Source organism: Mesorhizobium sp. M0923, assembly GCF_040319365.1.
Lineage (GTDB): Bacteria > Pseudomonadota > Alphaproteobacteria > Rhizobiales > Rhizobiaceae > Mesorhizobium.
The window spans coordinates 128,053-152,169 of the sequence record NZ_JAMYNW010000012.1 but is presented as its reverse complement, the minus strand read 5'-3'; the positions used below and the strand labels follow the sequence as shown (position 1 = coordinate 152,169).

The following is a 24,117-nucleotide window of genomic DNA, read 5'->3' as shown; positions in this document are numbered from 1 at the left end:
CCGGCAGGAGTAACAACTAAACGCTCGGCAGGTGGCAGCTCAAGCCAGCTTGGCCAGCAGCTTCATGAAAATGGCAGCCTCCTTGGCGGAAAGCGGTGCCAGCGTTTCCTGCGTAATCTCGCGGGCAAGCGGAATCAGCCGCTCGATCGAGTCGCGCCCCTCGGCCGTCAGATTGACCAGCAGGCGCCGTTTGTCGACTTCGTGTTTGCTAAGTTCGACAAAGCCTCGCGCTTTCAGCCGGTCGATGACACCTTTCACCGTCGCCGCATCCATGGCGATCAGGCTGCCAAGCTGGTTCTGCGAGGTCTCGCCGACGTCGCGCAATTTGGCCAGGGCGGCAAATTGCGGCGGCGTCAGATCGGCGATGTGTGCGGCGAAGATCGAGACATGGCGCTGGTGCGCCTTGCGCAGGATAAAGCCGACCTGCTCCTGCAAGCGATAGTCGTTTTCGTCAGGTTCCTCGGCCTCGACCAGCTTGAGCAGATTGTCTTCGGCGCTCACCTCAGCCCATCCCATGCCTTGATGTCCTTGGCAGCCAGCCCGCCCATGCGGTCATGCACGCGCGGGCCGCAGGTCATTGCGAGGCAAAACAGGATCTCGTCGGGACGCGGGCCATCGCTGATGCCGATTTCCATGGCATCGAAATGGCTGCGCACATAGGCCGCGTTGATGTGGCCGAGCGGCACATCGAGCCGCGCGCCGAAGCCGCCGACCTTCTTCGACGACGGCACGATCGACTTGGCGTCGCCAAGCCGTTCGCGCATGGCATAGCCGCCCGGCACATGCCACAGCGCGCCATGCTCCAGCTCGCCCGCCGCGCCGACGATGGCACCCTTGCCATAACCGTCGATCTGTTTCACGTCGCCGCCCAATGCGGCAATGAGCCTGTCGGAGAGCAGCAGCCCGAGCGGCTTCAAATCCTCCATCGCGCTCTGCAGTTCCTCGACGTAACGGCCGGCGAACGGGTTCTTCACCACGGCCATGGCCGCGGCGCGGCGCCGCGGCACCTTCGCCACCGGCCCGCCTTCGTGAAAAATCTCTTCGGTCAGCACGGCGATCTTGCGGATCGGAAACTCAGGCATGGGCAATTTCCCTCTCTAAAACTTTATTGGCGAGCGCCATCGGACCTGCGATGCGCGCCTGACCGTCGAGGAAAAGCGCCGCGGCGGCAATCAGGCCGCGCCGCCGAAAGTCTTCCGCCACGGCAAGCCCGCTGTCCAACGCGGTAGCGATTTCGACGGCGGACAGTGGCCCTACGTCTTGCGTCACCTGTCGGTCGCCCAGATCGCTGTCCGGGGCGAGATCGCGCGCCCGTACGCGCGTAACGGCGGGATGACCGGGCAGATCGACGGCGTTGGCGATCAAGGTCGCGGCGGCGTCGGCTTCAGCACCCGTCCGCGCCAGCACGGTGACGGCGTCGGCGATGCCCAGCGAAAAGGACCGGCCGCGCCAGCCGCTTGTTGCGACGCCGCGGATCCCGTCTTCGGCGCGGATCGTGAGACGGTCTGCCAGTCCGTGACCTGTTCCGGCAATGGCAAGCGTCATCGACTGGCCGTGGCCGAGATGGATCGCGCTGTCGCCGCCATTGTTGACATAGGCGCGCTCGAGCCGGCGGCCGGCGAGCAGAACGCCAAGCACTTCGTCGGCTACCGAGCCGGCGACGGCCGCCATCGGCGTGATGAATTGTTTCGCTAGCGGAACGACCGCCGCTTCCATGCGACGTGCCGTCGGGCCGACAAACATGCGAGGACGCAGCGGCGCCTGGCGACGCAGTTCGGGCAACTCTTCGACCAGTTCGGGCAGGATTGTCTGGAAGCGCGTTGCCGCCTGATGATAGGCGGCGCGGCATTCGCTCGCCTCGCCGAAGGCCTCGACGATCAGATCGATCGGCCCATGATTGAGGTGAAGCCTTCGGCCGTCCTCGAGCCAATGCGCCTGCGGGCCGTTCATCACCCTGCCCCATTTGTCGTCGCGCGCCGCAGCTGCACCAGCGGCGGCCAGGGATTGTCGCGAGGTGCGGCCTTGCCGCGGCGCGGGTTGAGATACTCGCCGCCCTTGGCCAGGATATCGTCGACGCTGCGGATTTCGGCTTCATAGCCGCCGAGCCTGACATAATCGTCGCGGCGCATGGTGAATTCGATGGGCGCCACCAGCGCCGGCGTCGGGACATAGCCGAAGGCGCCTTCCGGCACGCGGATGACGTCGACCATCAGCGTGATGCCGCCGCCCGGCCAGACATAGACCGGCGCGCCGCCGACCGTCACATAGGTCTTGAGGCCCTGCACCGAGCGGGTCAGATTGACCGGGTTCTCGGTGACGCCGGCGCGCAGCGAGCCGCCGGCGCCGCCGACGAAAAGCACGGTGCAGAGCGCCGGCTCGCAATTGTCCTCGATCAGTTCAACCGACTTCCGCAGCCGCTCCGGGAACGGTTTCTGCACCGGCTTCAATTCGTCGTCGAGCTCGTAATAGGCGAATTGCTCACCGGTGGTCGAGACCATCAGCAGCGACATGCCGGGGCGCGCACCCTTTTTGGCGCTCCATTCACCAAGGATCGACAGCGGGTCGGAGATATTGGTGCCGCCCCAGCCGAGGCCGGGCTCCGACACCTTGAAATAGCGGCCCGGCGTCGAACGGCGGCCGATGATCTTGATGCCGGTATCCTGCCAGCCAAGCACCTTGCCCGCCTGATGCTCGGAGACGACGCCGGTGATGTGGTCGTCGACCACCACCACCTCGTCGACAAGGCCGCGCCACTGGGTGGCGAACATGCCTATGGTGGCCGAACCGCAGCCGACGCGCATGCGCTGCTCAAGTTTGCCGTCGATGACAGGCGGTTTGCCGGCTTCGACGATGACGGTGGCGCCGCCGTCGATGACGAGCTCGACCGGCTTGCGGTTGCACAGCCTGAGCATGGCATCACAGGTGGCGCGCCCTTCAGCCTTTGAGCCGCCGGTCAAATGATGCACGCCGCCCAGCGACAGCATCTGCGAGCCGTATTCGCCGGTGGTGACATGGCCGATCGCCTCGCCTTCGGCACGGACCGTTGCCGTTTCGGGGCCGATATGACGGTCGGTGTCGATCTTCACCTTGACGCCGCAATAGGAGAAGATGCCCTCGGTGACGACGGTGACCAGATCGACGCCCTCGACCTCCTGGCTGACGATGAAGGGCGCCGGCTTGTAGTCGGGATAGGTGGTGCCGGCGCCGATCGCGGTGACGAAGCGGCGGCCGGTGTTGACCAGTTCGCCGTCCCAGCCCTTGCCTTCCTCGGCAAAGGGCACGACCGCGCCGCCTGTCTCGGCCGCGTGGTCGAGGATGGTCAGCGGATCCATCCGCACGATCCTGCCGCCAACATTGCCGTAGCGATCGCAGGCGCCGGTGCGGCCATCGGCGATGTAGCACATGACCGGACAGGCATCGCACCGGATCTTCTCCGCCACCAGCTTCTCGCCGGGATCGTGTGTCTCGAAGCGTTCGGCAAGCTCGCTCATCGGCGCGCCTCCTTGTCGAGGATGGCGGCGCGGATGCGGGTCGGAGTCGCCGGAATCTTGGTGACCACCACACCGGCGGCATGGCGTATGGCGTTGAGGATCGCCGGCGCCGTCGGGATCAGCACATGCTCGCCCAAACCCTTGGCGCCGAAGGGTCCTTCCGGATCCGGAACTTCTATCAAGATGGTCTCGATCGGCGGCACGTCGCCGATCGTCGGGATCAGATAGTCGTGCAGGTTTTCGGTGCGGCCGGGGATGTATTCTTCCATCAGCGCCATGCCGATGCCCTGGGCGATGCCACCCTCGATTTGGCCTTCGGCAAGCAAGGGATTGATGGCCTTGCCGACATCGTGCGCGGCGGTGATTTTTATCAGCTTCACGGTGCCGAGCCTGAGGTCGACCTCCAGTTCGGCGATCTGGGCGCCATAGCCATAGACGGCGTAAGGCTTGCCCTGACCTTTTGCATCGAGCGGCTGCGTCGGCGGGTCGTAGCTTTCCTCGGCCCGGAAGACGAATCCTTCGGCGTCTGCCTTCAGCGAGGAAAGATCGATGCGGCGCGTCGCTTCGCCTTCCCCGATGCTCAGACTTGTGCCGTCCAGCGCAATCGCCGCCTTTTCCGAGACATTGGCGAAACGCAAGATCTCATCGCGCAAGGCGCGGCCGGCCTTTTCGGCGGCCTTGCCGGTGACGAAGGTCTGGCGCGAGGCCGATGTCTTGCCGGCGTCGGGGGTGATCGCCGTGTCGGCGCCTTTCAGCCGGAGCTTTTCAAGCGGAAGCCCCAACGCGTCGGCGCAGATCTGCGCGATGACAGTGTTCGAACCTTGCCCGATATCGACCGCCCCCTGATGCAGGACGACTTCACCCGATACCGAGATGCCGACCTTGACGGTCGACGGATTGGGCAGCGAGGTGTTGCCGCAGCCGTACCAGCAAGAGGCCACGCCGACGCCGCGTTTTTTGATGCTGCTACCGGCATTGAACGCTTCGGCATCACGAAGGGCACGCCGCCAATGTGAGCGGAGGGCCTCCAGGCAGTCGGCGATGCCGACGCCTGACTCGAGCCGCTGCCCGGTAACTGTTTCGGATCCGTTCCGAAGGCAGTTCTTCAGGCGAAAGTCGAGCCGGTCCATGCCTAGCTTGTCGGCCAACTCGTCATAGAGGGTCTCCTGCATGATCGTCGCCTGCGGCACGCCGAAACCGCGAAAGGCGCCGGCAATCGGGCCATTGGTGTGGATGGCGCGGCCTTCGGCGCGATAGTTCGGCGTCGCATAGGGGCCGGAGGCGTGCACCGGCACGCGGTTGGCGACCGTCGGCCCCCAGCTGGCATAGGCGCCGGTGTTGAAATCGCCGGCGAAGACCATGCCGGTGACGCGGCCGTCGGCATCGGCGCCGATGCTCGCTCTCATCCGAGCGGGATGGCGCTTGGTGGTCGAGATCATCGATTCGGTGCGGGTATAGGCGAGTGCCGCCGACCGGCCGGTTTTCATGGCGACGAGGCCGATGAGCGGTTGCAGCGAGACATCGAGCTTGGAGCCGAAGCCGCCGCCGGTGGCGGTCGGCACGATGCGCACCTTTTCCGGGGCAAGGCCGAGCACTTTTGCCGTGTCGTCGCGGTCCATATAGGGGGCCTGCGTGCAGGCGACGACGACCAGCGTATCGCCGTCCATGAAGGCATAGCCGGCTTCCGGTTCGATATAGGCATGCTCGACATAGGAGGTGTCGATGGCGCCGGAAACGACGAAAGCCGCACCGGCAAGGGCGGCCTCGGGGTCGCCACGCTCGACGAAGCCGGAGGTGAGCAAGTTCGAGGGCCGGTTTTCATGGACCAGTGGCGCGCCGCTGGCCTGTGCTTCGCAAGGGTCCAGACAATGCGGCAATTCGGTCCAACTGACAGGAAAATCGGCAAGGTCGAGATCGAGGATAGCCTCGCGTTCGCCGGCAACCAGGGCCACCGCCTCGCCGCGAAAGCGCGAAAATCCTTCGGCAAGCGCCGGCTGGTCGGCGAAGGGGGCAATGACGCCGAAACAATTCTTTCCCGGGATATCGGCGGCGGTAAAGACGCCGGCAATGCCGGGACAGGATTTCACCCAGCTGCCGAGATCGCCAAAAGTGAAAGCGGCATGATAATGCGGCGAGCGGACGACCAGCACTGACAGTGCATCCGTGGGGAAGGAATCGCCGCCGAATTTCTCGACGCCGGTGACTTTCGGCACGCCATCGAGGCGGATCGGAGAGGAGCCCACGGCATGGCCGGATCGTGGCAGGCGCGGATCGAGACCGTCGGCATGGCGCGAAGCATCCATCACCGCGGCGACGATCTTGCGGTAACCAGTGCAGCGGCAGAGAACACCGCCCAGTGCATCCTGCGTTTCGGCCTCGGTCGGGTAAGGCGTCCTGTCCAGGAGTGCCGTTGCGGCGACCAGCAGGCCGGGCGTGCAGGCGCCGCACTGTGCTGCGCCATGGCTGAGGAACGAGGCCTGCAGCGCCGACAGCCTGCCGTTGGCGAGACCTTCGACGGTCGTTACCACGGTGCCGGAGGCGGAAGCCGCCGGCGTCAGGCAGGCGCAGACCGGCTCGCCGTCGACCAGCACCGTGCAGGCGCCGCAATCGCCGGCATCGCAGCCGATCTTGGTGCCGGTCAGCCGCAGCTCGTCGCGCAGCACCGCGGACAGCCGTCGCACCGGCGGTACGCAAACGCTGACGGCGGCGCCGTTGACCTCGAAGGCGATGTTGGCTCGCTCCATGCCCATCAGGCCGCCGCCCTTTCGCCGGGAATAGCGCCCATCGCACCAAGCACGGCGCGGACGACGATCTCGCGCGCCGCATCCAGCCGGTATTCGGCGCTGCCGCGCACGTCGCCGATCGGCGACAGATCGTCCATTGGCGCGGATTGGATGGCAGTGGCCAGCGCGGGGCCGACCGGACGGCCGCGCAGCGCCGCCTCGACGCCCGCCAAGCGCCTGGCGACGACCGAGCAGGACCCGACGGCGACGACCGCGTTCCTGACGATGCCATCTTCGATGGCCAGGCGTGCGGCGGCCATGGCGATGGAGATGACGAGATAACGCCGTGCGCCAAGCTTCACGAAGGCGGAGCTGCCGGCGGTCGCGGGTTTGGGAATGCGGATTGCCGTGACCATTTCGCCGGGCTGCAGAGCGGTGCGACGGTTGCCGAGGATGAATTCTGCAAGGGGCAGATGCCGGGTCGCCACCGAGGAACGCAGTTCGACCTCGGCGTCGAGCACCAGCAGCGCCGGCACGCCGTCGGCGGCCGGCGAGGCATTGCAAAGATTGCCGGCAATCGAGGCAACGTTCTGGATCTGCACCGAGCCGACTTCCCGCGCCGCCTGCTTCAGCGCGTCGAAAGCCGCCGGCAGCGGATGGCGGACGAGATCGGTCCAGGTGGTGCGCGCGCCAACGAGCCAATGGTTCTCGGCTTCGGCAATGCCGCGCAATGCCGCCAAGCCATTGATGTCGAGGACATTGTCGCGGAAAGGCTTGCTGCCCTGTGCCGGATAGAAGTCGGTGCCGCCGGCGAGGATGCGCCATTGTCCTTCGCCCAGCAAAGCGAGGGCGTCGTCGACCGTGGTGGGTTTTGCGTAACGGATCACGCTTTGCCTTCCCAGAATGGACTTCCCGAGAGGGGATCCTGCCGAAAGATTTTCCCGAGCATGCAAGGCAGGAAATTCATTCGTATGCAAATGATATCAAGCCGGCAGGAATTGTCAAAGCCAGAGTTTGCACGGCTATGGGCACCGGTGCGCCCGGAACGCATTTGTTATGCCGTGAGAGGTTGACGCAGCCGGCCATCTGGTCAAGTTTCTGCGTCCGGTCGCGTTTTCATTGGCGCCTAAGCTCAAGACCAAGAAAATAAGGAGGCTCCATGGCCGACGAAGCGCTTGTCGTCATCGACCTGCAGAACGATTTCTGCCCGGGTGGCGCCCTGGAAGTGGCTGGCGGCGACGAAATCGTGCCGTTGGTCAACGACCTGATCCGGCGGACCGAGCACGTCCTGCTGACGCAGGACTGGCACCCTGCCGGCCATTCCAGCTTTGCCTCCAGCCACCCCGGCAAGCAACCGTTCGAAAGGATCGATGTGCCTTATGGCCACCAGACGCTGTGGCCGGATCACTGCATCCAGGGCAGCCTGGGATCGGATTTCCATTCGGGCCTCGCCTGGAGCAAGGCCGAGCTGGTGATCCGCAAAGGGTTCCGTCCTGCGATCGACAGCTATTCGGCATTCTTCGAGAACGACCGGACGACGCCGACCGGCCTTGCCGGCTATCTTCGGGATCGGAACATCGAGACGCTGACCCTGGTCGGCCTAGCGACGGATTTCTGCGTCGCCTTTTCGGCGCTCGACGCGGTCAAGCTCGGTTTTGAGACGTCCGTGCGGCTCGACGCCTGCCGCGGCATCGATCTCAACGGCTCCGTGGAGAGGATGCTGGGCCGGATGCGCGATGCCGGCGTGGCACTGATTTGAACGTCATCCAGCCGAACCTGACAGACTTTTGAGGGGCTCCATGCGGTTTGCGGCGTTGACGGCAAGTGCTGCACTGATTGCCGCAATCTTTTCTCCGGGAGCGGTTCTCGCGGCCGAAGCGCACGAATTGCCGGGCGCCGCCATGTCGCTGTGGTGGGTGCTGCCGTTTGCCGGGCTATTGCTTTGCATCGCGACCGGGCCGTTGCTCTTCCGTCATGCCTGGGAGCACCATTACGGCAAGATTGCCGCTTTCTGGGCAGCGTTGGTGATCGGGCCGCTGGCGCTCGCCTTCGGCATCCCGTCGGCAACGCAGGCGGTGCTGCACGCGCTGCTCACCGAATACATGTCGTTCATCATCCTGTTGTTCGCACTGTTCACCATTTCGGGCGGCATCTTCGTTGCCGGCAACATCCACGGCACGCCGCTGGTCAATGCCGGGCTGTTGCTGGGCGGCGCTGTGCTTGCTTCGATCATCGGCACAACCGGCGCCTCGATGATCCTGATCCGGCCGCTCATCCGCGCCAACGACAACCGGCGCTTCAACGCCCATGTCGTCATCTTCTTCATCTTCCTGGTGTCCAACATCGGCGGGTCGCTGACGCCGCTCGGCGATCCGCCGCTGTTCGTCGGCTTCCTGCGCGGCGTCGATTTCTTCTGGACGACAGTTCACCTGTTGCCCGAGACACTGTTCGTCGCCGGCGTGGTGCTGGCGGTTTTCCTGGCGATCGACATCATCATGCATCACCGGGAGGAAGGCGCGCCGAAGATCAAGGATCCGACGCCCGACAGCAAGGTGCGCATTCGCGGCCTGGCCAACATCCCGCTGCTGGCAGGGGTGATCGCCGCGATCCTGATTTCCGCTGCCTGGAAGCCGGGAGTGAGTTTCTCTTTTCAGGGCGTCAGCCTCGAGCTGCAGAATCTGGTGCGCGACGCCGCCATCCTGATACTGGCCTTCACGTCGCTTGTCGTCTCGCCAAAGGAGTTTCGCGGCGCAAACGCCTTCAGCTGGGGGCCGATTGCCGAGGTGGCGAAGCTGTTCGCCAGCATCTTCATCTGCATCGTGCCGGTCGTCGCCATATTGCGGGCCGGCCTCGACGGCGCGCTGGCGCCGTTGGTGCTGCTGGTCAGCTCGCCGACCGGCGCGCCCGACAATCTCGCTTATTTCTGGCTGACCGGGGCGCTGTCGTCCTTCCTCGACAATGCGCCGACCTATCTGGTGTTCTTCGAGCTGGCCGGCGGCGATGCGCAGCATCTGATGACCGAGCTCGCCTCGACGCTGGCGGCGATCTCGGCCGGCGCGGTGTTCATGGGTGCCAACACCTATGTCGGCAATGCGCCGAATTTCATGGTCTATGCCATTGCCAGGCATCGCGGCATCAAGATGCCGAGCTTCTTTGGCTACATGGCGTGGTCGGGCGCCGTGCTGATCCCGACTTTCCTGCTCGCCGGCTTGCTGTTTTTTGCCTGATCAGCCGACGCCGACATAGCGGCGGACCGCCGAGGGATCAGCACGCAGTTCCTCAACGTCGACCGTCTCGCGGTTGCGGCCGTTTTCGATGAAGCAAACGCGGTCTGCGACCGAGAGCACGGCATCGACGCGCTGCTCGACAAGGATTGTCGACACGCCAAGCGCACGCAGCTTCGAAACGGTTTCGCGGATCTTGGCGATCATCGACGGCATCAGCCCTTCGGTCGGCTCGTCGAGTAGGAGCACCTGTGGTTCCAGACACAGGGCGCGGGCCATGGCCAGCATCTGCTGCTCGCCGCCCGATAGCGTGCCAGAACGCTGCCTAAGGCGCTGGCGCAGCAGCGGGAAGAGATCGAGCACGTTTTCGCGCGTCGCCTTGCCCTTGTTGCGGGCCATCAGGCCGATCTCGATGTTTTCAGCCACCGTCATCTCGGCGAACAGCCGCCGGCCCTGCGGCACATAGGCGACGCCGGCCTTGGGCACCTCGTGCGCCGGCAGGCCGGTCAATTCCCGCCCTTCGAGCCGGATCGAGCCGGCGCTTGCCGGCACCAGGCCCATGATCGCCTTCAGCGTCGTCGTCTTGCCGGCGCCGTTGCGGCCGAACAGGCAGAGCACCTCGCCCTCGCTCAAGACGAGATCGAGGCCATAGAGCACCTGGACCTCGCCATAGAAGCAATCAAGCCCGGAGATCGTCAGTGCCCTGGACTGGGCCTCAGCCATGGGTCGTCCCCAGATAGGCGTCCTGCACCGCGGCATTGGCGCGGATCTGCTCGGGCGTGCCTTCAGCTAAAATCCTGCCGGCGTTGAAGACGGTGATGCGGTCGGCGAGCTGCATGACCACCGGCATGTTGTGCTCGATCAAAAGCACGGTGGCGCTATCGGCGATCTCGCGCACCAGCTCGATGAAATTGTCGATCTCGCTGTCGGCCAGCCCTTGCGTCGGTTCGTCGAGGATCAGCAGCCGCGGCTTCAGTGCCAGCCCCATCGCCACTTCCAACAGGCGCTGGTGACCGTAGGACAACTGCCCGGCCGGCATTTGCGCCCAGTCGGCAAGTCCGGTGCGCTCGAGCGCCGCCATGACGCCGGTGTGAACCGCGCCCTTCGAGCGGCTGTCGGTCAGCGTGCGCTGCACCGGCAGGGCAACATTGTCGTAGGCGCTGAGATTGGCAAAGACGCTGGTGATCTGGAATGTATAGGCGATGCCAAGGCGAACCCTGGCGTAGGCAGGCAGGCTGGTGATATCGGCGCCGTCGAAGATGATCGTGCCCGACGAGGGCTGGATGCGGCCGCTGACCAGGCTGACGAAGGTGGTCTTGCCGGCACCGTTGGGGCCGATGACAGCGCGGATCTCGCCCGGCATCAGCGCGAAGTCGACGCCGTCGACGGCGCGCAAGCCGCCGAAACTGCGCGACAGGTCTTTGGTGGTCAAAAGCGGCATCATGGCAGCCATCCGAGCCAGCGCTGGCGAATGCTGCCGAGAATGCCTTTTGGGAAAAACAAAACCAGCAGGATCAGCGCGATGCCGACGATCAGCAGATAGGCGGAGGTGTAGCCGCTAGCGACGTCGATGACATAGTACATGAACAGCGTGCCGATCAGCGGCCCGAGCGTGGTGGCAGCACCGCCCAGCAGCACCCAGAGCAGCGGCAGGATGGAATACTGCACCGAAGCGAAGCTCGAGCCGACATAGCCGAACAGCAGCGCATAGGCGGCGCCGGAACCCGCGCAGATGGTGCCGGAGACGATGACGGCGGCGAGCTTGTTGGAAAACGTATCGTAGCCGAGCATTTTTGTCCGCTCCTCGTTCTCGCGGATGGCGACCAGCACGCGGCCATAGCCGGAGCGGACTATGGCCAGGCTTATAAGCAGCACGATCGAGAACAGCGCCAGCGCGCTCATATAGCGCACGGTCGGGTTGGTGAGGTCGAGCGACGTGCTGCCCAGGACAAGGACACGCATCGACTGCGGTACGACCATGCCCTGGTCGCCGCCGGTCCAGGCGGCGAGATAGAGGATGACGAGATAGAATACCTGAGCGAACATCATTGTTACGATCATGAAGGCGACGCCGGAGGTGCGCAGCGCCAGCAGCGCGATCACCAGCGCGAGAAGTGCGCCGCAGGCAAGCCCGGCTGCAAAGGCGGCCGATACGCTCCAGCCGAGATGAATGACGGCGAGGCCGGCGCCATAGAGCCCGGCGGAAAAAAACATGGCATGGCCGAGGCTGAGCAGCCCGACATAGCCGAACAGCAGATTGTAGCCCATGGCGAAGACCGCCAGCACCATGATGCGAGCGAGCAGGCCGTGATGGTATTCCGGCAAGACGAAGCTCAGGGCGAAAAGCAGGGCGATGACGCCGAGGTGCAGCGCATATGGCTTTGCCGGCGAAGCATCCTTCATCGCGATGCCGTCCCGAACAGGCCCTGCGGCCGGAACACCAGCACCATGGCGACGAGCAAGGTGGCGATGATCTTGGCCAGCGTCGGTGAGAAGAACACCGAGATGATGCCGTCGGAAAGGCCGATCAGCACCGCGGCGACGACCGTGCCGCGCAGCGAGCCGAGGCCGCCGATGATGACGACGATGAACGACAGCAACAGCGGGTCTTGTCCCATCAGATAGTGGGCCTGGCTGATCGGCACGATCAGCACCGCGGCCACAGCCGCCAACATGGCGCCGAGCGCGAAGACGCCGGCATAGACTCTGGTCACCGGAATGCCAAAGGCCTGCGCCGTCTCGCTGTCATATTGCGTGGCGCGCATGATGAGGCCGATTTTCGTGCGCGTCAGCACCAGCCAGGTCGCGACCAGAAGCAGCGCGGATGCGGCGATGATCGACAGCTTGTAGCCGGAATAGCCGAACCACGGCAGGAGGATGCGGTAGCTGAACGGCGGCTCCACAGGCCGCGCCTCCGGGCCGTAGAAGGTCAGCGCCAATTGCTGGATGATGTAGAGCATGCCGATGGTGGCGACGATGGTGGCTTCCGGATTGTAGTTGAGCCGGCGCAGGACCAGCCGTTCGGCGAGCAGTGCGATCAAGCCGACGATCAGCGGCGCCAGCACCAGGGCGGCCAGGAAGCCGAGCGCCGGATGGCCGGATATCGCCGTAGAAATCGCCCAGGCAAGCACCGCGCCCAGCATGAAGAACTCGCCATGCGCGACATTGACGACGCGCATGACGCCGAACACCAGCGACAGGCCAAGCGCCGTCAGCGCCAGGACGGCGGAGGTGACGAGGCCTTCGAGGGCGGCGAGGAGCAGGTGGGGTCCGAAGTGCATCGGCTAAGCACCGGCGGATGCGCGAAGCACCCCCCTCTGGCCAGAGGGGGGTGTCTTGGCGCTCACGCTTGCTGCAGCAGCCAAGCTCACAGCGCCTGCGTCGTGTAATCCCCTTCCGGCTCGTAGAGGCCGTCCTCGATCTTGGTCTTGTGGACGACATTGAGCCGGCCGCCTTCGACCTTGGAGATGTTCTGGATACCAAAACACTGGTGGATCTTGCCGTTGAAGGTTTTCGGTCCCTGCGGATGCTCGGGCCCCTCGGCGAACTCGGTCAACGCCTCGGTCGCCTCGACCAGCTTGGCGCGGTCTTCCGGGCCCTTATAGCCGGCATCCTCCATCGCCTTCTTGACGACGTAGAGCGTTTCCCAGCAGCCGAACATGTGCGCGGCGGTGGAGACGTCCTTGGGATCGCCGACAGATGCACCATTGTCGTCGACGCCGACGGCGGCACGATAGGCCTTCTGTGCAGGGGAGTCATCGGGCTGCGCATAACGTGGCGAGCCTTCCCAGAAATGGCTGCCGTCGAGGAATTCGAGGCCGGGGCTGTTGATGTCGGTGGCTTCGAGCGAATCGATGAAGCCGAACAATTGCGGCCGGTTGGAGCCGTAGAACTCGCCGAGTTCCTTGACGAAGGTGAGCACCGCCGGGCCGACCATGACGTGGTAAATCACCTCGGTCTCGGCCGGGATCTGCGGAAAATATTTGGTGAAGGAGGATTCCGTCGGCGGGATGGCGATCTGCGCGATGACCTCTGCGCCTTGCGCCTTCAGCGCCGGCGGCAGGTAGTCGCGATGATCGTAGCCGAAAGCGAAATCGGGGAATATCTGCGTCACCTTCTTGCCGGCATTGGCGGCAATCCACGGCGCCATCGACTGGATCTGGCTCTTCACGTCGGTGATGCCGGGCTGGAAGACGTAGCGGTTCAATTTGGTCGACGCGACGTGGTGACCTTCACTGACGACGAAATAGGGCATCTTGGCCTCGCCGGCGGCCGGCGCCGAGCCGATGACGACATGCGAAAACAGCGTGCCGTAGACGATGTCGGTCTTGTGCTGGGAGGCGAATTTGCCGACCACTTCGGCGCCCCGGCCGGGATCGGTGCCGTCATCCTCGATGATCACCTCGACCGGCCGGCCGTTGATGCCGCCGGCATCGTTGATCGCCTTGACCGCCGCGGCCGTGGTCTTCTCGTACCAGCGGCCATAGGCGGCGCCGATGCCGGTGCGGTGCGACTGGAAGCCGATCTTGATCGGCGCCGAGCTCTGCGCCTGGCTGTAGCGCACGAAGCCCGGCGCGACGGCAAGACCGGCGCCGGCGGCAAGGACCTTCAGCGCCGTGCGGCGGGTGAGAGCGGATCTGGAGAGATCGAAAAACCCATTCTTGTCAGTCACGGCAGTTCCCCTTGTTTTTGAGCTTTGACCAATGGCTGTAGCGAGGCGGGCCACTCTTGCTAAGAGGGCCGAAAATTGCATGTGTACAAACTAAATCACCAAAGCTCTGACGTGGCAAGCGAGCTTTCCCCAAGGTTCGATTGACGGGCATCGCGCATCTCGTTCACCCGGCGGTTGGCGTCGCAAGCAGCCACAAGCCGAAGACGGTGTAGGCGATCATCAGCAACGTGAGCGGAAACTGGCTGAGCGCGGCGCGAGCGGGAATGGGGTGCAATCGCCAGGCCAAGCCATGGGCGACAAGCACTGCAAGCATGTGGCCGGCTATGATGACGCCGGCCTGGAGATTCCACAGCCACCACGCCGAGCCGGCGCCGGCGACGACGCCGGCTTCAATTGGCATTTCGGCGGTACCGAACAGGTTCCAGCCCAGCGCAAACGGGTCGGAGAGAGCGGCAATCGCATATTGGCTGTCGACCAGCAGCGCCGTCAGATAATGCGCGAAGTGATAGGCGAGCGCGATCGGCACGATCGACCAGACCAGCAGCCCTGCGGCGTGGCCGAGGGAATGCTTGCTGCCGGCAAGGTGCTGGCCAAGAAAGACGGCAAGCGCGAACACGGCCGCAAGCACGACAAAGGTCAGCACAAGGCCGAAACTGCCGATGCCGATCAAGGCGGTGCGTCCCGGAAACTCCAGCGGATTGATGCCGAACCGGCCTAGCCAGAAGAAGGTTTTCGACAGGCCGTCGAAGGATACCGACGACAGCGCAAGCAGCAGGAAAGCGACGCCGCTTAGCGGCAGCGGCGCAACCTCGAGCAGCTTAGCGCCCGGCCAGCAGAGTTTGAGCCGGCCGTCCTCGTTGCGTTCGACGATGGCGAAGCGCGCCACCATCGAAAAGAACATTGTCAGGAACTCACCGCTGCGGGTCCAGCCGCGGTAGCCGAAGACCTGCATGGCCGCGAAGCTTAGCAGCCAGTAGACGCCGGCGGCCCAGGCCAGCCGCGCCGGGTCATCGGGCGCCGGGTCGATCAGCTCGAACCAGGCGAAGGCGAAGAACAGCACGAAAGCCGGCCAATAGCCGAGCCACTGGGGCAGCCGCCGTGGCTCCGTTCTGTCGGACAAGCGCGAGACGACGCGGCAAGGCCCGTACCACGGATTGAGCCACGACCAGAGATCGCCGCTGAGCCCTTGCAGCAAAGCCAGCCCAACCCAGAGCAATGTCCATACGGTCAGCGGCAGCGGATTGGAGAGCGGATCGCGGCTGCCGAACAGGCCGGCGGCAGTGAGAATTGCAAAGCCGGCAAAGGATATCAGGCTGACGGCAGTCCGCGCGCCGTCGCCGAAGGTGAAAAGCGGCAGGCGTTTGCGCCAGAAGCGGTCGAGGGAGTCCGGCCTCAGTAGCGCCAGGACAAGGAAACTGGCGGCGACGGCGAGCGCGCCGCCGGCGAGGTAGTAGCCGGTGGGGAGGAGCAGGACGTGGCCGCGGTCGGAGGCGTGGGCGAAGGCGGGCGTGGGCAGGAATACAGGTGCAAGGGCCAGGAAGAAGGAGAACCGCGGCAGGGCTACTAGGTTATGGCAGCGTTCTACGGCACCCCCCTCTGTCCTGCCGGACATCTCCCCCTCGAGGGGGGAGATTGGCAGTTGAATCGGCCGGCGCTTTTCTTGCCTCGTTGAGGGTTGGCCAGAGCGGAGATGAGAGCCAATCTCCCCCTCTGAGGGGGAGATGTCCGGCAGGACAGAGGGGGGTGGGCGGGAACTCATGCTTTCCAAGAAATACTTCTTGTCGGCCCTCACACCTTCACCAGCTGCTCCACGCGGTCCTTCTGGCCGAAAATGCGCAGATAGCGCTCGATCTCTTTCTCGTCGCCTGTCGACTTGGCCGGATTGTCGGAAAGCTTGACCGCCGGCCTGCCATTGGCCTCGGTGACCTTGCAGACCAGCGAGATGGCGTCGAGCCGGTTGGTCTCGGTCGGTGCGCAGCCTTCGAAATCATTGGTCAGGTTGGTGCCCCAGCCGAAGGACATGCGCACCTTGCCGCGGAAGTGGCGGTAGGTTTCCTCGATGGTCTCGACCTCAAGCCCGTCGGAGAAGATGAGCAGCTTCTGCTTGGGGTCCTTGCCCTTTTCGCGCCACCAGGAAATGATCTTCTCGCCGCCCTCGATCGGCGGCGCGCTGTCGGGGCGGAAGCCGGTCCAGTCGGCGACCCAGTCCGGCGCATCGCGCAGGAACGCCGCGGTGCCGAAGGTGTCCGGCAGCACGATCAGCAAATTGCCGCCGTAGTAGCGCTGCCAGTCCTGCAACACCTTATAGGGCGACTGCTTCAATTCCTTTTCCGAATTGGTGAGCGCGGCGAATACCATCGGCAGCTCATGCGCATTGGTGCCGAGCGCTTCGAGGTCGTTGTCCATGGCGAGCAGGACGTTGGAGGTGCCGGTAAAGGCCTCGCCGATGCCCTCCTTCAACGCTTCGACGCACCAGCGCTGCCACAGGAACGAATGACGGCGGCGGGTGCCGAAATCCGAGATGCGGATGCCGGGCAGCGCCTTCAGCCGCTCGGTCTTGGCCCACATCTTGGCCTTGGCGCGGGCATAGAGCACGTCGAGCGCGAACGGCCCGAACGCCCGCATGGCCGCGCGAGATCGAAGTTCATTGATAATTGCCAGCGCCGGGATCTCCCACAGCGTCGTGTACATCCACGGGCCGCTGAAGGCGAGTTCGTATTGGCCGTCGCGCCTGGAGAGCTCGTATTCGGGCAGCCGGAAATTTTCCAGCCAGGCGAGGAATTCCGGTTCGAAGATCTGCTTGCGGCCATAGAAGGTGTTGCCGCCGAGCCAGATCATCTCTTTCTTCGAGAAGCGCAAGGTGCGGGCATGGTCGAGCTGCTCGCGCAGCTCCGTCTCGTCGATCTCCTCGGCAAGGCGGACCGAGGTGGTACGGTTGATCAGCGAGAAGGTGGCGTCGACCTTGGGATACATGCCCCAGATCATCTGCAGCATCAGAAGCTTGTAGAAATCGGTGTCGAGCAAGCTACGCACGATCGGGTCGAGCTTCCAGGTGTGGTTGTAGACGCGCCGCGCTATATCGGTCTTTGCCATCGCTCAATGCGCCTTCGCTGCTCGCTCTAGCTTTTGTCTAGCGCAATTCCGGACGGAAAACCGCTGCGCACTTTTCCTGGAATTGCTCCAAATGCCTCTTAGCATCGAATTTTTGAACGCGCCTCCCGCTTTGCGGGCTGGCCCGACAAAAAGAAGCCCCTGCGGCAAGCGGCGCCCACGGCAGTTTCGGCCTCAGGATGCGGTCTTGGCGCCGACCACCTTGAGCGCTGGACGCTTGCGGCGAAAGCCGATGCGGCCTGCCACCGGCGCGTCGGCGCGGCGATCGGCCTGCTCTTTCTCGGCAAACAGCCAGTCGATGAACAATTGCACGATCGGCGCCGACCGCATCTCGTTGCGGCAGACGACGTAGAAATCGTCGACGGCCGGCACGGAAAGGCTGAATGGCGCGACAAGCAGACCCCTGGCGAGCAGTCCGCTTGCCGTTACCGTGTCGCCGAGCGCCACGCCATGGCCGTGAACCGCAGCCTCGGTCGCCATGCGCGCGTCGCCAAGATGATGGCGGCGGCCGCGCTCCAGGTCCAGCGCGTCGGCGGCGGCCAGCCAGGTGTGCCATTCGCGGCCGTCGTCGCCATGCAGGAAGACGTGATCGGCGAGGTCGCGGACGGTGCGGATCGGGCGGTTGTTGATCAGCGTCGGGCTGACCACCGGGAACAGTTCGAGACCCGACCATTTGCGCATCCAGCAGTCGGTCCAGCTGCCGTCACCATAGTGCACGCAGACATCGATATGCGGGGCGCGGACGTCCTTGGCGTCATTCGATGGGATCAGCGTCAGCCGGATATCCGGATATTGCGAAGTGAAGCTGCCGAGCCGCGGGATCATCCACAGCAACAGCAGCGCCGGCACGCAGGATACCGACAGCGCGCCGGTGCTGGCCGGCCTCGTCATGCGCTGCGTGGCGGCGGCAATGCCGTCGAAGGCGGTCGACACCGCCGGCAGCAATTCGGCGCCGTGCGGCGTGAGCTTCACCCGCTGGCCGGCGCGCTCGAACAGCTTGACGCCCAACGATTGCTCGAGCGCCTTGATCTGATGGCTGATGGCGCCGTGGGTGACGTTGAGCTCAGCCGCGGCCTTGGTCAGCGAGGCGTGGCGCGCCGTCGCCTCGAAGGCGCGCAACGGGTTGAGTGGTGGCAAACGCTTGGCCATTTGGAACCTGAACCCTGTGAGATTTTCTCACAACAAACACCCTAACAATATCAATTGATTTTTCAATGCAGCTACAGGACACTTTGCCCAAGCATTGCATCAAGACTTGAAATCTACAGGCAGCCAATGGCCGCGGCTACCAAGGTCCTTGGCGCGCGCTGCTCCAACCATGGAGAACCGACATGGGTTATGATCGCGGCAAGCTCGAAGCGTTGCGCCGCAAATATGGCGAGAGCCATGGCGGCGAAATGTTCGACCCGAAATTTCAGCGTGTCGCCGACAAGATCTTCTCCAAGACCGGCACGCGGCTGGCGCCCTATTCCGGCATCCCGACCTTCCTGGCGGCGCCCTATCGTGAAATCGCCGCCGACAATCCGGATTTCGGCGATCTGCAGGTGGCGATTATCGGTGTGCCGATGGATCTGGGCGTCACCAACCGGCCGGGCGCCCGTTTCGGGCCAAGGGCGCTGCGCGCCATCGAGCGCATCGGCCCCTACAATCATGTGCTGGAATGCGCACCGACGCATGAGCTGAAAGTCGCCGACATTGGCGACGTGCCATTCCAGAGCCGCTACCGGCTGGAGACCAGCCATGACGACATCGAACGCCGCACCAACCAGATCGTCGACGCCGGCGTCCTGCCCTTGTCTGTCGGCGGCGACCATTCGATCAGCCACCCGATCCTGAAGGCTGTCGGCAAGAAGGCGCCGGTGGGCATGATCCATATCGATGCCCATTGCGACACCAGCGGCCTGTTCGACATGACCAAGTTCCACCATGGCGGTCCGTTCCGCAACGCGGTGCTGGACGGCGTGCTCGACCCGAGCCGCACCATCCAGATCGGCATTCGCGGCTCGGCCGAGTACCTTTGGGAGTTCACCTATGAGTCCGGCATGACCGTGGTGCATGCCGAAGAGGTGACCGGCCTCGGCATTCCCGCCATTATCGAGAAGGCGCGCAGGATAGTCGGCGACGGCCCGACCTATGTCTCCTTCGATATCGACAGCGTCGATCCTGCCTTCGCGCCGGGCACCGGCACGCCGGAGGTCGGCGGGCTGACGACGCGCGAAGTGCTCGAGCTGCTGCGCGGCCTGAAGGGCCTCAACATCGTCGGCGGCGACGTCGTCGAGGTGGCACCGCAGTACGACGCAACCACCAACACGGCGCATGCCGGCGCGCAGGTGCTGTTCGAGATCCTCAGCCTGATGGTCTTCAGCCCGGCAATCACCGGCAAGGCGGGCTGACGCGTTCGACCATGACCCCGAAAAAGTAGGAACCGTTTTTCGGAGACGATCATGGTCCACTAGGGAATCCAAAGGCTACCGCCGCGCTGGAGCCGGCGGTTGCACTCAAACAAACAAGCTTCCAGCAGGGGAATAAAAATGACACTTCACATGAAACTCAAATCATCCATCGCCGCCGTGCTGATGCTCGGTGCGGCCGGTCTTGGTTTCACCACCCAGGCCGTCAATGCCGACGCGATCGACGACATCGTCAAGGCCGGCGCCATCAATGTCGGCATCTTTTCCGATTTCCCGCCCTTCTCCTCGGCCAGCGCCGATATGAGCATCAAGGGCTACGACATCGACGTGGCGCAATCCATCGCCGACCAGCTCCAGGTCAAGCTCAATCTGGTCAGCGTGACCGGGCAGAACCGCATTCCGTACCTGACCGACAAGCGCGTCGACCTGCTGATGAGCGTCGGGTATTCCAAGGAGCGTGAGCAGGTGATCGATTTCGCCGCCGCCTACGCGCCTTACTACATCGCCGTCATCGGCCCGGCAGCACTTGCGGTCAAAGGCAAGGAAGACCTTGCCGACAAGTCGATCGCCGTCAATCGCGGCACGCTGGAGGACACCTCGCTGACCGAGGCAGCACCCGCCTCGGCCGACATCCGCCGCTTCGACAACTACAATTCCGTCATCCAGGCCTTCATTTCGGGCCAGACCCAGCTGATGGTGGTCGGCAACGATGTCGGCGCCCAGGTGCTCGCCCGCCAGGAGGCGCTGAAGCCGGAACAGAAATTCCAGCTTCTCACCTCGCCATCGCATATCGGCCTCAACAAGAAGGAAGACCGCCTCAAGCAAGCGGTCAACGATGCGGTTGCCAAGATGCTGGCCGACGGCAAACTGGACGAAAGCTCGAAGGCCTGGCTGAAGACACCGCTCGATCCCGCCAATCTCAAGGATTGACGGCCGGTGACCTATAGCCTCGACTTCGGCTGGCTTGCCGGGGCGACAGGGGCGATCGCGCGCGGCGCGGCCACGACGATCCTGTTGATCGCCGTGACCACGCTGGCGGGAACGTTGCTCAGCATCCTCGGCGCCGCAGGGCGGCGGAACGGCCCGCTGCTGCTCAAGCGGGCGATCGGCGTCTATGTCGAGGTGATCCGCAACACGCCGTTCCTGGTGCAGCTGTTCTTCATCTTCTTCGGGCTGCCAAGCATCGGCGTGAGGCTCGATCCCGTGCTGGCAGCCATGCTGGCGATGACGCTCAACATGGCGGCCTACACGATCGAGATCGTTGGCGCCGGACTCGACGCGGTGCCGCCCGGGCAGACGGAAGCGGCAATGGCGCTTGGGCTCAGGCCGCGCCAGGTCTTCATCAAGATCGTGCTGCCGCAGGCGCTCAAGGTGATCTATCCGGCGCTGACCAGCCAGATCGTCATCATGATGCTGGAATCCGCCGTGGTGTCGCAGATCGCGGTGCGCGAGCTGACCTATGAAGCCGACATGCTGCAGGCGCGCACGTTCCGGGCTTTCGAGACCTATTTCGTGGTGACGATGGTCTATCTCATCCTGTCGATTGGGCTGCGCCGGCTGCTGGTCGGCGGCGGGCGCCGGCTTCTTGGAGCCGGCGTGTCATGATCGAATTCACCTTCTGGGACATTCTGCGCAACCTGCTGCTGGCGGCGCGCTGGACAGTGCTCTTGTCGTTGGCCGCCTTTGTCGGCGGCGCCGTGGTCGGCATGATCGTGCTGTTCTTCCGGATCGCCAAGAATAAATGGGCGCGGCGGTTTGCCTCCGGCTACATCGCGCTTTTCCAGGGCACGCCGCTGCTGATGCAGCTGTTCCTGATGTTCTTCGGCTTGCCGATGCTGGGCCTGCGCATCGAGCCGTGGACCGCGGCGGTGCTTGGCCTGACCTTCTTTGCCAGCGCCTATCTCGCCGAGATCTGGCGCGGCGGCGTCGATGCGCTGCCGCGCGGCCAGTGGGAGGCCGGCGCCAGCCTCGGCCTGCACTATCTGCAGGAACTCCGGCTGATCATCTTGCCTCAGGCGTTTTCGATCACCCGCGCCCCGACCGTCGGCTTCCTGGTGCAGCTGATCAAGTCGACCGCGCTGACCTCGATCATCGGTTTCGAGGAGCTGGTAAGGACATCCAACGCGATCAACAATGCGACCTTCGAACCGTTCAAAGTCTATGGGCTGGTAGCGCTGATCTTCTTCGTCATGTGCTTTCCGCTGACGCAATATGCGCGCTCGCTGGAACAGCGGGCGGCGGCCCGCTGAGCGGGCGACCAGCAATTCAACGCCCGAACACCAGCGGCGGCGCGATCCTGTCCCGCCGCAGCCAGCGTCCCAGCAGGAGCGCGGCGACCACCGCCAGCCCGGACGACAGGCCGATCCAGATGCCGACGCCGTTGAAGCCGAATCGGAAGGCCAGCAGCACGCCGAGCGGCAGGCCGATGCCCCAATAGCCGATTGCGGCGTAGATCATCGGCACCTTGGTGTCATGCAGGCCGCGCAGCATGCCGCTGGCCACCGCCTGCGCGCCGTCAAAAACCTGGAACAGCGCGGCAAAGGCGAGGAACGACACGGCAAGCGCCACCACCTCGGCATTAGCCGGATTGCCCAGATCGATGAAGGCGCCGATCAAGAGATGCGGCCACAGGATCATCACTAGCCCCATTAGCGCCATGAAGGAGACACCGACGACATACGCGGTCCAGCCGGCCCGGCTGACACCTTCCGGATTGCCGGCGCCGTGGGCAAGTCCGACGCGCACCGTCACCGCCTGGTTGAGGCCGAGCGGCACCATGAAGGTGATCGAGGCGATCTGGATGGCGATCGCATGGGCGGCAAGCGAAGCCGCATCGATCAGGCCCATGAGAAAGGCCGCCGCGTTGAAAATCGTCACCTCAAACGCCAGCAGGCCGGCGATCGGCAGGCCGAGCCGCAGCAGGCCCTTGAAGCGCGGCCAATCGGCCCGCCAGAAGCGTCCGAACAGACGATAGCGCCGGAATTTCTTCTCAAGCATCACCACCGCCGCCATGCCGGCGAACATTAACGTGCTGGACAGCGTGGTGGCGAGGCCGGAGCCGGCGATGCCCATCGATTGGATGCCGAGATTGCCGAACATGAACAGCCAGTTGAAAAAGGCGTTGCAGGCGACGGCAACGAAAACGATGATCAGTGCCCAGCCCGGCCGCTCCAGCGCCGAAATAAACGAGCGCAGGACGATGTAGCCGAAAAAGGGCAGCACCGCCCATTCGAGCCAGCGCAGATAGATGCCGGCCTGATGCGCCAGTGCCGGTTCCTGACCCATGGCCAGCAACACGGCCTCGCCGTGCCAGAGAAAGACCCAGATCGGAATGCAAATGAGGATCGCCAGCCACAGACCCTGGCGCACGGTGCGGCGCAGGTCGCGCACCGAGTGGCGGCGACGGCCGAGCTCGGTCGCCATCATCGGCGAGGTCGCCAGCATCAGGCCAAGTCCAAAGATCAGCGGCATGAAGTAAAGGTTGGCACCAAGCGCACCGCTGGCCAGCGTGTCCGGCCCCAGCCGCCCCATCATCATGACGTCGGTAGCGGTCATCGCGGTCTGACCGAGATTGGTCAGCACCATCGGCCAGGCGAGCGCCAGCATCGCCCTGATTTCCCGACGCCAAAGGTTTTCCGGCGCGCGAGCGTCGGCTTCGATCGCAGACATTTTTTCCGCCTATCCGATTGCGGCACGTCGGCAAGAGCCGGAAGCCGCGTCTCAGCGCGGAAAATGGCCAAGATCGGCCGGATTCCGCATTACGACGGGTTTGTCTATGAAATGGGCACCGGTGGCAAGAGGCTGACTTGCGGAAGGGTTAAGCCAGTCGGCTCAATGCAGGCTATTGGAGAGGCCATGGAAGCCGCTATGGTCACGGTGGATTCCTTTGAAAGGCAGCCTGATGAGCGCGTTTCCCGAAATCTATCTGGTTCGGCATGGCGAGACGGAATGGAGTGCGTCCGGAAAACATACCGGCCGGACCGACATACCGCTGACGCCGGCCGGCGAGGATGCGGCAAGGCGGGTCACTGAGCGGCTAAAGGGTCTATCCTTCTCGGCGGTGTGGTCGAGCCCGTCGCAGCGCGCCTTCAACACCTGTGCGCTGGCCGGCTTCGGCTCGTCAGGCGTGAAGAAGGACGATCTGGCGGAGTGGGATTATGGTGCCTATGAGGGATTGACCACCAAGCAAATCCTTGCCGAGCGTCCCGGTTGGCGGCTCTTTCGCGACGGCTGCCCGCGCGGCGAGTCCGCCACGGATGTAGGCTCGAGGGCGGACCGGATCGTCAGCCAGTTGCTCGAGGCCAGCGGCAATGTCCTGGTCTTCTCAAGTTCGCATTTCCTGAGGGTGCTAGCCGCACGCTGGCTCGGCCTGCCACCGCAAGACGGCGCGCTTTTCGTGCTGGCTACCGCCAGCGTAAGCGTGATCGGTTATGAGCACGGCCTTGACGAACCGGTCGTCCGGCGCTGGAACCAGAGATAGCCGCC

Annotated in this window: 22 protein-coding genes; 7 read left to right on the top strand and 15 right to left on the bottom strand. The window is 64.2% G+C overall.

The window, feature by feature from the left end; all coding sequences use genetic code 11:
* Positions 1-39: 39 nt before the first annotated feature.
* Genes NKH89_RS21235 through NKH89_RS21210 form a run of 6 tightly spaced genes read right to left on the bottom strand, consistent with a single transcriptional unit; the run spans position 40 to position 7,101 of the window.
* Positions 40-501, bottom strand: a complete 462-nt coding sequence (locus tag NKH89_RS21235; RefSeq protein ID WP_352484337.1) for a MarR family winged helix-turn-helix transcriptional regulator — start codon at positions 499-501, stop codon at positions 40-42.
* Positions 498-1,082: an amino acid synthesis family protein gene (locus tag NKH89_RS21230; protein ID WP_023718173.1), complete on the bottom strand. Its 585-nt coding sequence runs from the start codon at positions 1,080-1,082 to the stop codon at positions 498-500. Before NKH89_RS21230 ends, NKH89_RS21235 begins: the two co-directional genes overlap by 4 nt.
* Entirely contained in the window at positions 1,075-1,950 is an 876-nt protein-coding gene (locus NKH89_RS21225; RefSeq protein WP_352484338.1) for a UPF0280 family protein, read from the bottom strand. Before NKH89_RS21225 ends, NKH89_RS21230 begins: the two co-directional genes overlap by 8 nt.
* A complete protein-coding gene (locus NKH89_RS21220) occupies positions 1,950-3,491 on the bottom strand; it encodes a 6-hydroxynicotinate reductase (RefSeq protein ID WP_352484339.1) in 1,542 nt (513 codons plus the stop codon). Before NKH89_RS21220 ends, NKH89_RS21225 begins: the two co-directional genes overlap by 1 nt.
* Positions 3,488-6,241: a molybdopterin-dependent oxidoreductase gene (locus tag NKH89_RS21215; RefSeq protein WP_352790254.1), complete on the bottom strand. Its 2,754-nt coding sequence runs from the start codon at positions 6,239-6,241 to the stop codon at positions 3,488-3,490. The genes NKH89_RS21220 and NKH89_RS21215 overlap by 4 nt, the downstream gene beginning before the upstream one ends.
* The gene (locus tag NKH89_RS21210) at positions 6,241-7,101 is read right to left on the bottom strand and encodes an FAD binding domain-containing protein (protein ID WP_352484341.1); all 861 of its coding nucleotides are present in this window, start codon (positions 7,099-7,101) and stop codon (positions 6,241-6,243) included. The genes NKH89_RS21215 and NKH89_RS21210 overlap by 1 nt, the downstream gene beginning before the upstream one ends.
* A 272-nt stretch (positions 7,102-7,373) precedes the next feature.
* Between NKH89_RS21210 and pncA the strand changes: the two genes are divergently transcribed.
* Together pncA and NKH89_RS21200 are read left to right on the top strand one after the other, a co-directional pair.
* Entirely contained in the window at positions 7,374-7,973 is a 600-nt protein-coding gene (gene pncA, locus NKH89_RS21205; protein WP_352909809.1) for a bifunctional nicotinamidase/pyrazinamidase, read from the top strand.
* 40 nt (positions 7,974-8,013) lie between these two features.
* Positions 8,014-9,441: a sodium:proton antiporter gene (locus NKH89_RS21200; RefSeq protein ID WP_023718167.1), complete on the top strand. Its 1,428-nt coding sequence runs from the start codon at positions 8,014-8,016 to the stop codon at positions 9,439-9,441.
* Here NKH89_RS21200 and NKH89_RS21195 read toward each other — a convergent pair whose 3' ends face one another.
* The 8 genes from NKH89_RS21195 to gcvA form a co-directional block, all read right to left on the bottom strand.
* Positions 9,442-10,161, bottom strand: a complete 720-nt coding sequence (locus NKH89_RS21195; protein ID WP_352484342.1) for an ABC transporter ATP-binding protein — start codon at positions 10,159-10,161, stop codon at positions 9,442-9,444.
* Complete coding sequence (locus tag NKH89_RS21190) at positions 10,154-10,882, bottom strand: ABC transporter ATP-binding protein (RefSeq protein ID WP_023718165.1); 729 nt, start codon at positions 10,880-10,882, stop codon at positions 10,154-10,156. The genes NKH89_RS21195 and NKH89_RS21190 overlap by 8 nt, the downstream gene beginning before the upstream one ends.
* Complete coding sequence (locus tag NKH89_RS21185; RefSeq protein WP_023718164.1) at positions 10,879-11,841, bottom strand: branched-chain amino acid ABC transporter permease; 963 nt, start codon at positions 11,839-11,841, stop codon at positions 10,879-10,881. Before NKH89_RS21185 ends, NKH89_RS21190 begins: the two co-directional genes overlap by 4 nt.
* Positions 11,838-12,719 (bottom strand): branched-chain amino acid ABC transporter permease, encoded by an 882-nt coding sequence (locus NKH89_RS21180; RefSeq protein ID WP_023718163.1) that lies wholly within the window; start codon positions 12,717-12,719, stop codon positions 11,838-11,840. The genes NKH89_RS21185 and NKH89_RS21180 overlap by 4 nt, the downstream gene beginning before the upstream one ends.
* 86 nt (positions 12,720-12,805) lie before the next feature.
* The gene (locus NKH89_RS21175; RefSeq protein ID WP_352909805.1) at positions 12,806-14,110 is read right to left on the bottom strand and encodes an ABC transporter substrate-binding protein; all 1,305 of its coding nucleotides are present in this window, start codon (positions 14,108-14,110) and stop codon (positions 12,806-12,808) included.
* Between the two features lie 163 nt (positions 14,111-14,273).
* Entirely contained in the window at positions 14,274-15,722 is a 1,449-nt protein-coding gene (locus NKH89_RS21170; RefSeq protein WP_352909803.1) for a hypothetical protein, read from the bottom strand.
* Positions 15,723-15,898: 176 nt separating this feature from the next.
* On the bottom strand, positions 15,899-17,203 hold the full coding sequence (gene pncB / locus NKH89_RS21165) for a nicotinate phosphoribosyltransferase (RefSeq protein ID WP_352484344.1): 1,305 nt from the start codon (positions 17,201-17,203) through the stop codon (positions 15,899-15,901).
* Between the two features lie 192 nt (positions 17,204-17,395).
* Entirely contained in the window at positions 17,396-18,370 is a 975-nt protein-coding gene (gene gcvA / locus NKH89_RS21160) for a transcriptional regulator GcvA (protein WP_023722516.1), read from the bottom strand.
* A gap of 182 nt (positions 18,371-18,552) precedes the next feature.
* Here gcvA and speB point away from each other — a divergent pair, with 182 nt between their 5' ends.
* The 4 genes from speB (at position 18,553) to NKH89_RS21140 (ending at position 21,881) form a co-directional block, all read left to right on the top strand.
* Complete coding sequence (speB, locus tag NKH89_RS21155; RefSeq protein ID WP_352909800.1) at positions 18,553-19,614, top strand: agmatinase; 1,062 nt, start codon at positions 18,553-18,555, stop codon at positions 19,612-19,614.
* Between the two features lie 138 nt (positions 19,615-19,752).
* Complete coding sequence (locus NKH89_RS21150) at positions 19,753-20,562, top strand: transporter substrate-binding domain-containing protein (protein WP_352592981.1); 810 nt, start codon at positions 19,753-19,755, stop codon at positions 20,560-20,562.
* 6 nt (positions 20,563-20,568) lie between these two features.
* The gene (locus tag NKH89_RS21145) at positions 20,569-21,237 is read left to right on the top strand and encodes an amino acid ABC transporter permease (protein WP_352548064.1); all 669 of its coding nucleotides are present in this window, start codon (positions 20,569-20,571) and stop codon (positions 21,235-21,237) included.
* A complete protein-coding gene (locus tag NKH89_RS21140) occupies positions 21,234-21,881 on the top strand; it encodes an amino acid ABC transporter permease (RefSeq protein WP_352640300.1) in 648 nt (215 codons plus the stop codon). Before NKH89_RS21145 ends, NKH89_RS21140 begins: the two co-directional genes overlap by 4 nt.
* A gap of 16 nt (positions 21,882-21,897) precedes the next feature.
* Here NKH89_RS21140 and NKH89_RS21135 read toward each other — a convergent pair whose 3' ends face one another.
* Entirely contained in the window at positions 21,898-23,301 is a 1,404-nt protein-coding gene (locus tag NKH89_RS21135; RefSeq protein ID WP_352592983.1) for an MATE family efflux transporter, read from the bottom strand.
* Between the two features lie 229 nt (positions 23,302-23,530).
* On the opposite strand from NKH89_RS21135, the gene NKH89_RS21130 reads away from it, so the two are divergent.
* Positions 23,531-24,112, top strand: a complete 582-nt coding sequence (locus NKH89_RS21130) for a histidine phosphatase family protein (RefSeq protein ID WP_352495113.1) — start codon at positions 23,531-23,533, stop codon at positions 24,110-24,112.
* Positions 24,113-24,117: the final 5 nt, after the last annotated feature.

Excerpts from the sequence above, each read along its gene's own strand:
- NKH89_RS21230 (WP_023718173.1), bottom strand. The coding sequence starts at position 1,082 with ATGCCTGAGTTTCCGATCCGCAAGATCGCCGTGCTGACCGAAGAGATT.
- NKH89_RS21140 (WP_352640300.1), top strand. The coding sequence starts at position 21,234 with ATGATCGAATTCACCTTCTGGGACATTCTGCGCAACCTGCTGCTGGCG.
- NKH89_RS21150 (WP_352592981.1), top strand. The coding sequence starts at position 19,753 with ATGACACTTCACATGAAACTCAAATCATCCATCGCCGCCGTGCTGATG.
- NKH89_RS21225 (WP_352484338.1), bottom strand. The coding sequence starts at position 1,950 with ATGAACGGCCCGCAGGCGCATTGGCTCGAGGACGGCCGAAGGCTTCAC.
- NKH89_RS21215 (WP_352790254.1), bottom strand. The coding sequence starts at position 6,241 with ATGGGCATGGAGCGAGCCAACATCGCCTTCGAGGTCAACGGCGCCGCC.
- speB (WP_352909800.1), top strand. The coding sequence starts at position 18,553 with ATGGGTTATGATCGCGGCAAGCTCGAAGCGTTGCGCCGCAAATATGGC.
- gcvA (WP_023722516.1), bottom strand. The coding sequence starts at position 18,370 with ATGGCCAAGCGTTTGCCACCACTCAACCCGTTGCGCGCCTTCGAGGCG.
- NKH89_RS21185 (WP_023718164.1), bottom strand. The coding sequence starts at position 11,841 with ATGAAGGATGCTTCGCCGGCAAAGCCATATGCGCTGCACCTCGGCGTC.
- NKH89_RS21170 (WP_352909803.1), bottom strand. The coding sequence starts at position 15,722 with ATGTCCGGCAGGACAGAGGGGGGTGCCGTAGAACGCTGCCATAACCTA.
- NKH89_RS21190 (WP_023718165.1), bottom strand. The coding sequence starts at position 10,882 with ATGATGCCGCTTTTGACCACCAAAGACCTGTCGCGCAGTTTCGGCGGC.
- pncB (WP_352484344.1), bottom strand. The coding sequence starts at position 17,203 with ATGGCAAAGACCGATATAGCGCGGCGCGTCTACAACCACACCTGGAAG.
- NKH89_RS21220 (WP_352484339.1), bottom strand. The coding sequence starts at position 3,491 with ATGAGCGAGCTTGCCGAACGCTTCGAGACACACGATCCCGGCGAGAAG.
- NKH89_RS21195 (WP_352484342.1), bottom strand. The coding sequence starts at position 10,161 with ATGGCTGAGGCCCAGTCCAGGGCACTGACGATCTCCGGGCTTGATTGC.
- NKH89_RS21200 (WP_023718167.1), top strand. The coding sequence starts at position 8,014 with ATGCGGTTTGCGGCGTTGACGGCAAGTGCTGCACTGATTGCCGCAATC.
- NKH89_RS21135 (WP_352592983.1), bottom strand. The coding sequence starts at position 23,301 with ATGTCTGCGATCGAAGCCGACGCTCGCGCGCCGGAAAACCTTTGGCGT.
- pncA (WP_352909809.1), top strand. The coding sequence starts at position 7,374 with ATGGCCGACGAAGCGCTTGTCGTCATCGACCTGCAGAACGATTTCTGC.
- NKH89_RS21180 (WP_023718163.1), bottom strand. The coding sequence starts at position 12,719 with ATGCACTTCGGACCCCACCTGCTCCTCGCCGCCCTCGAAGGCCTCGTC.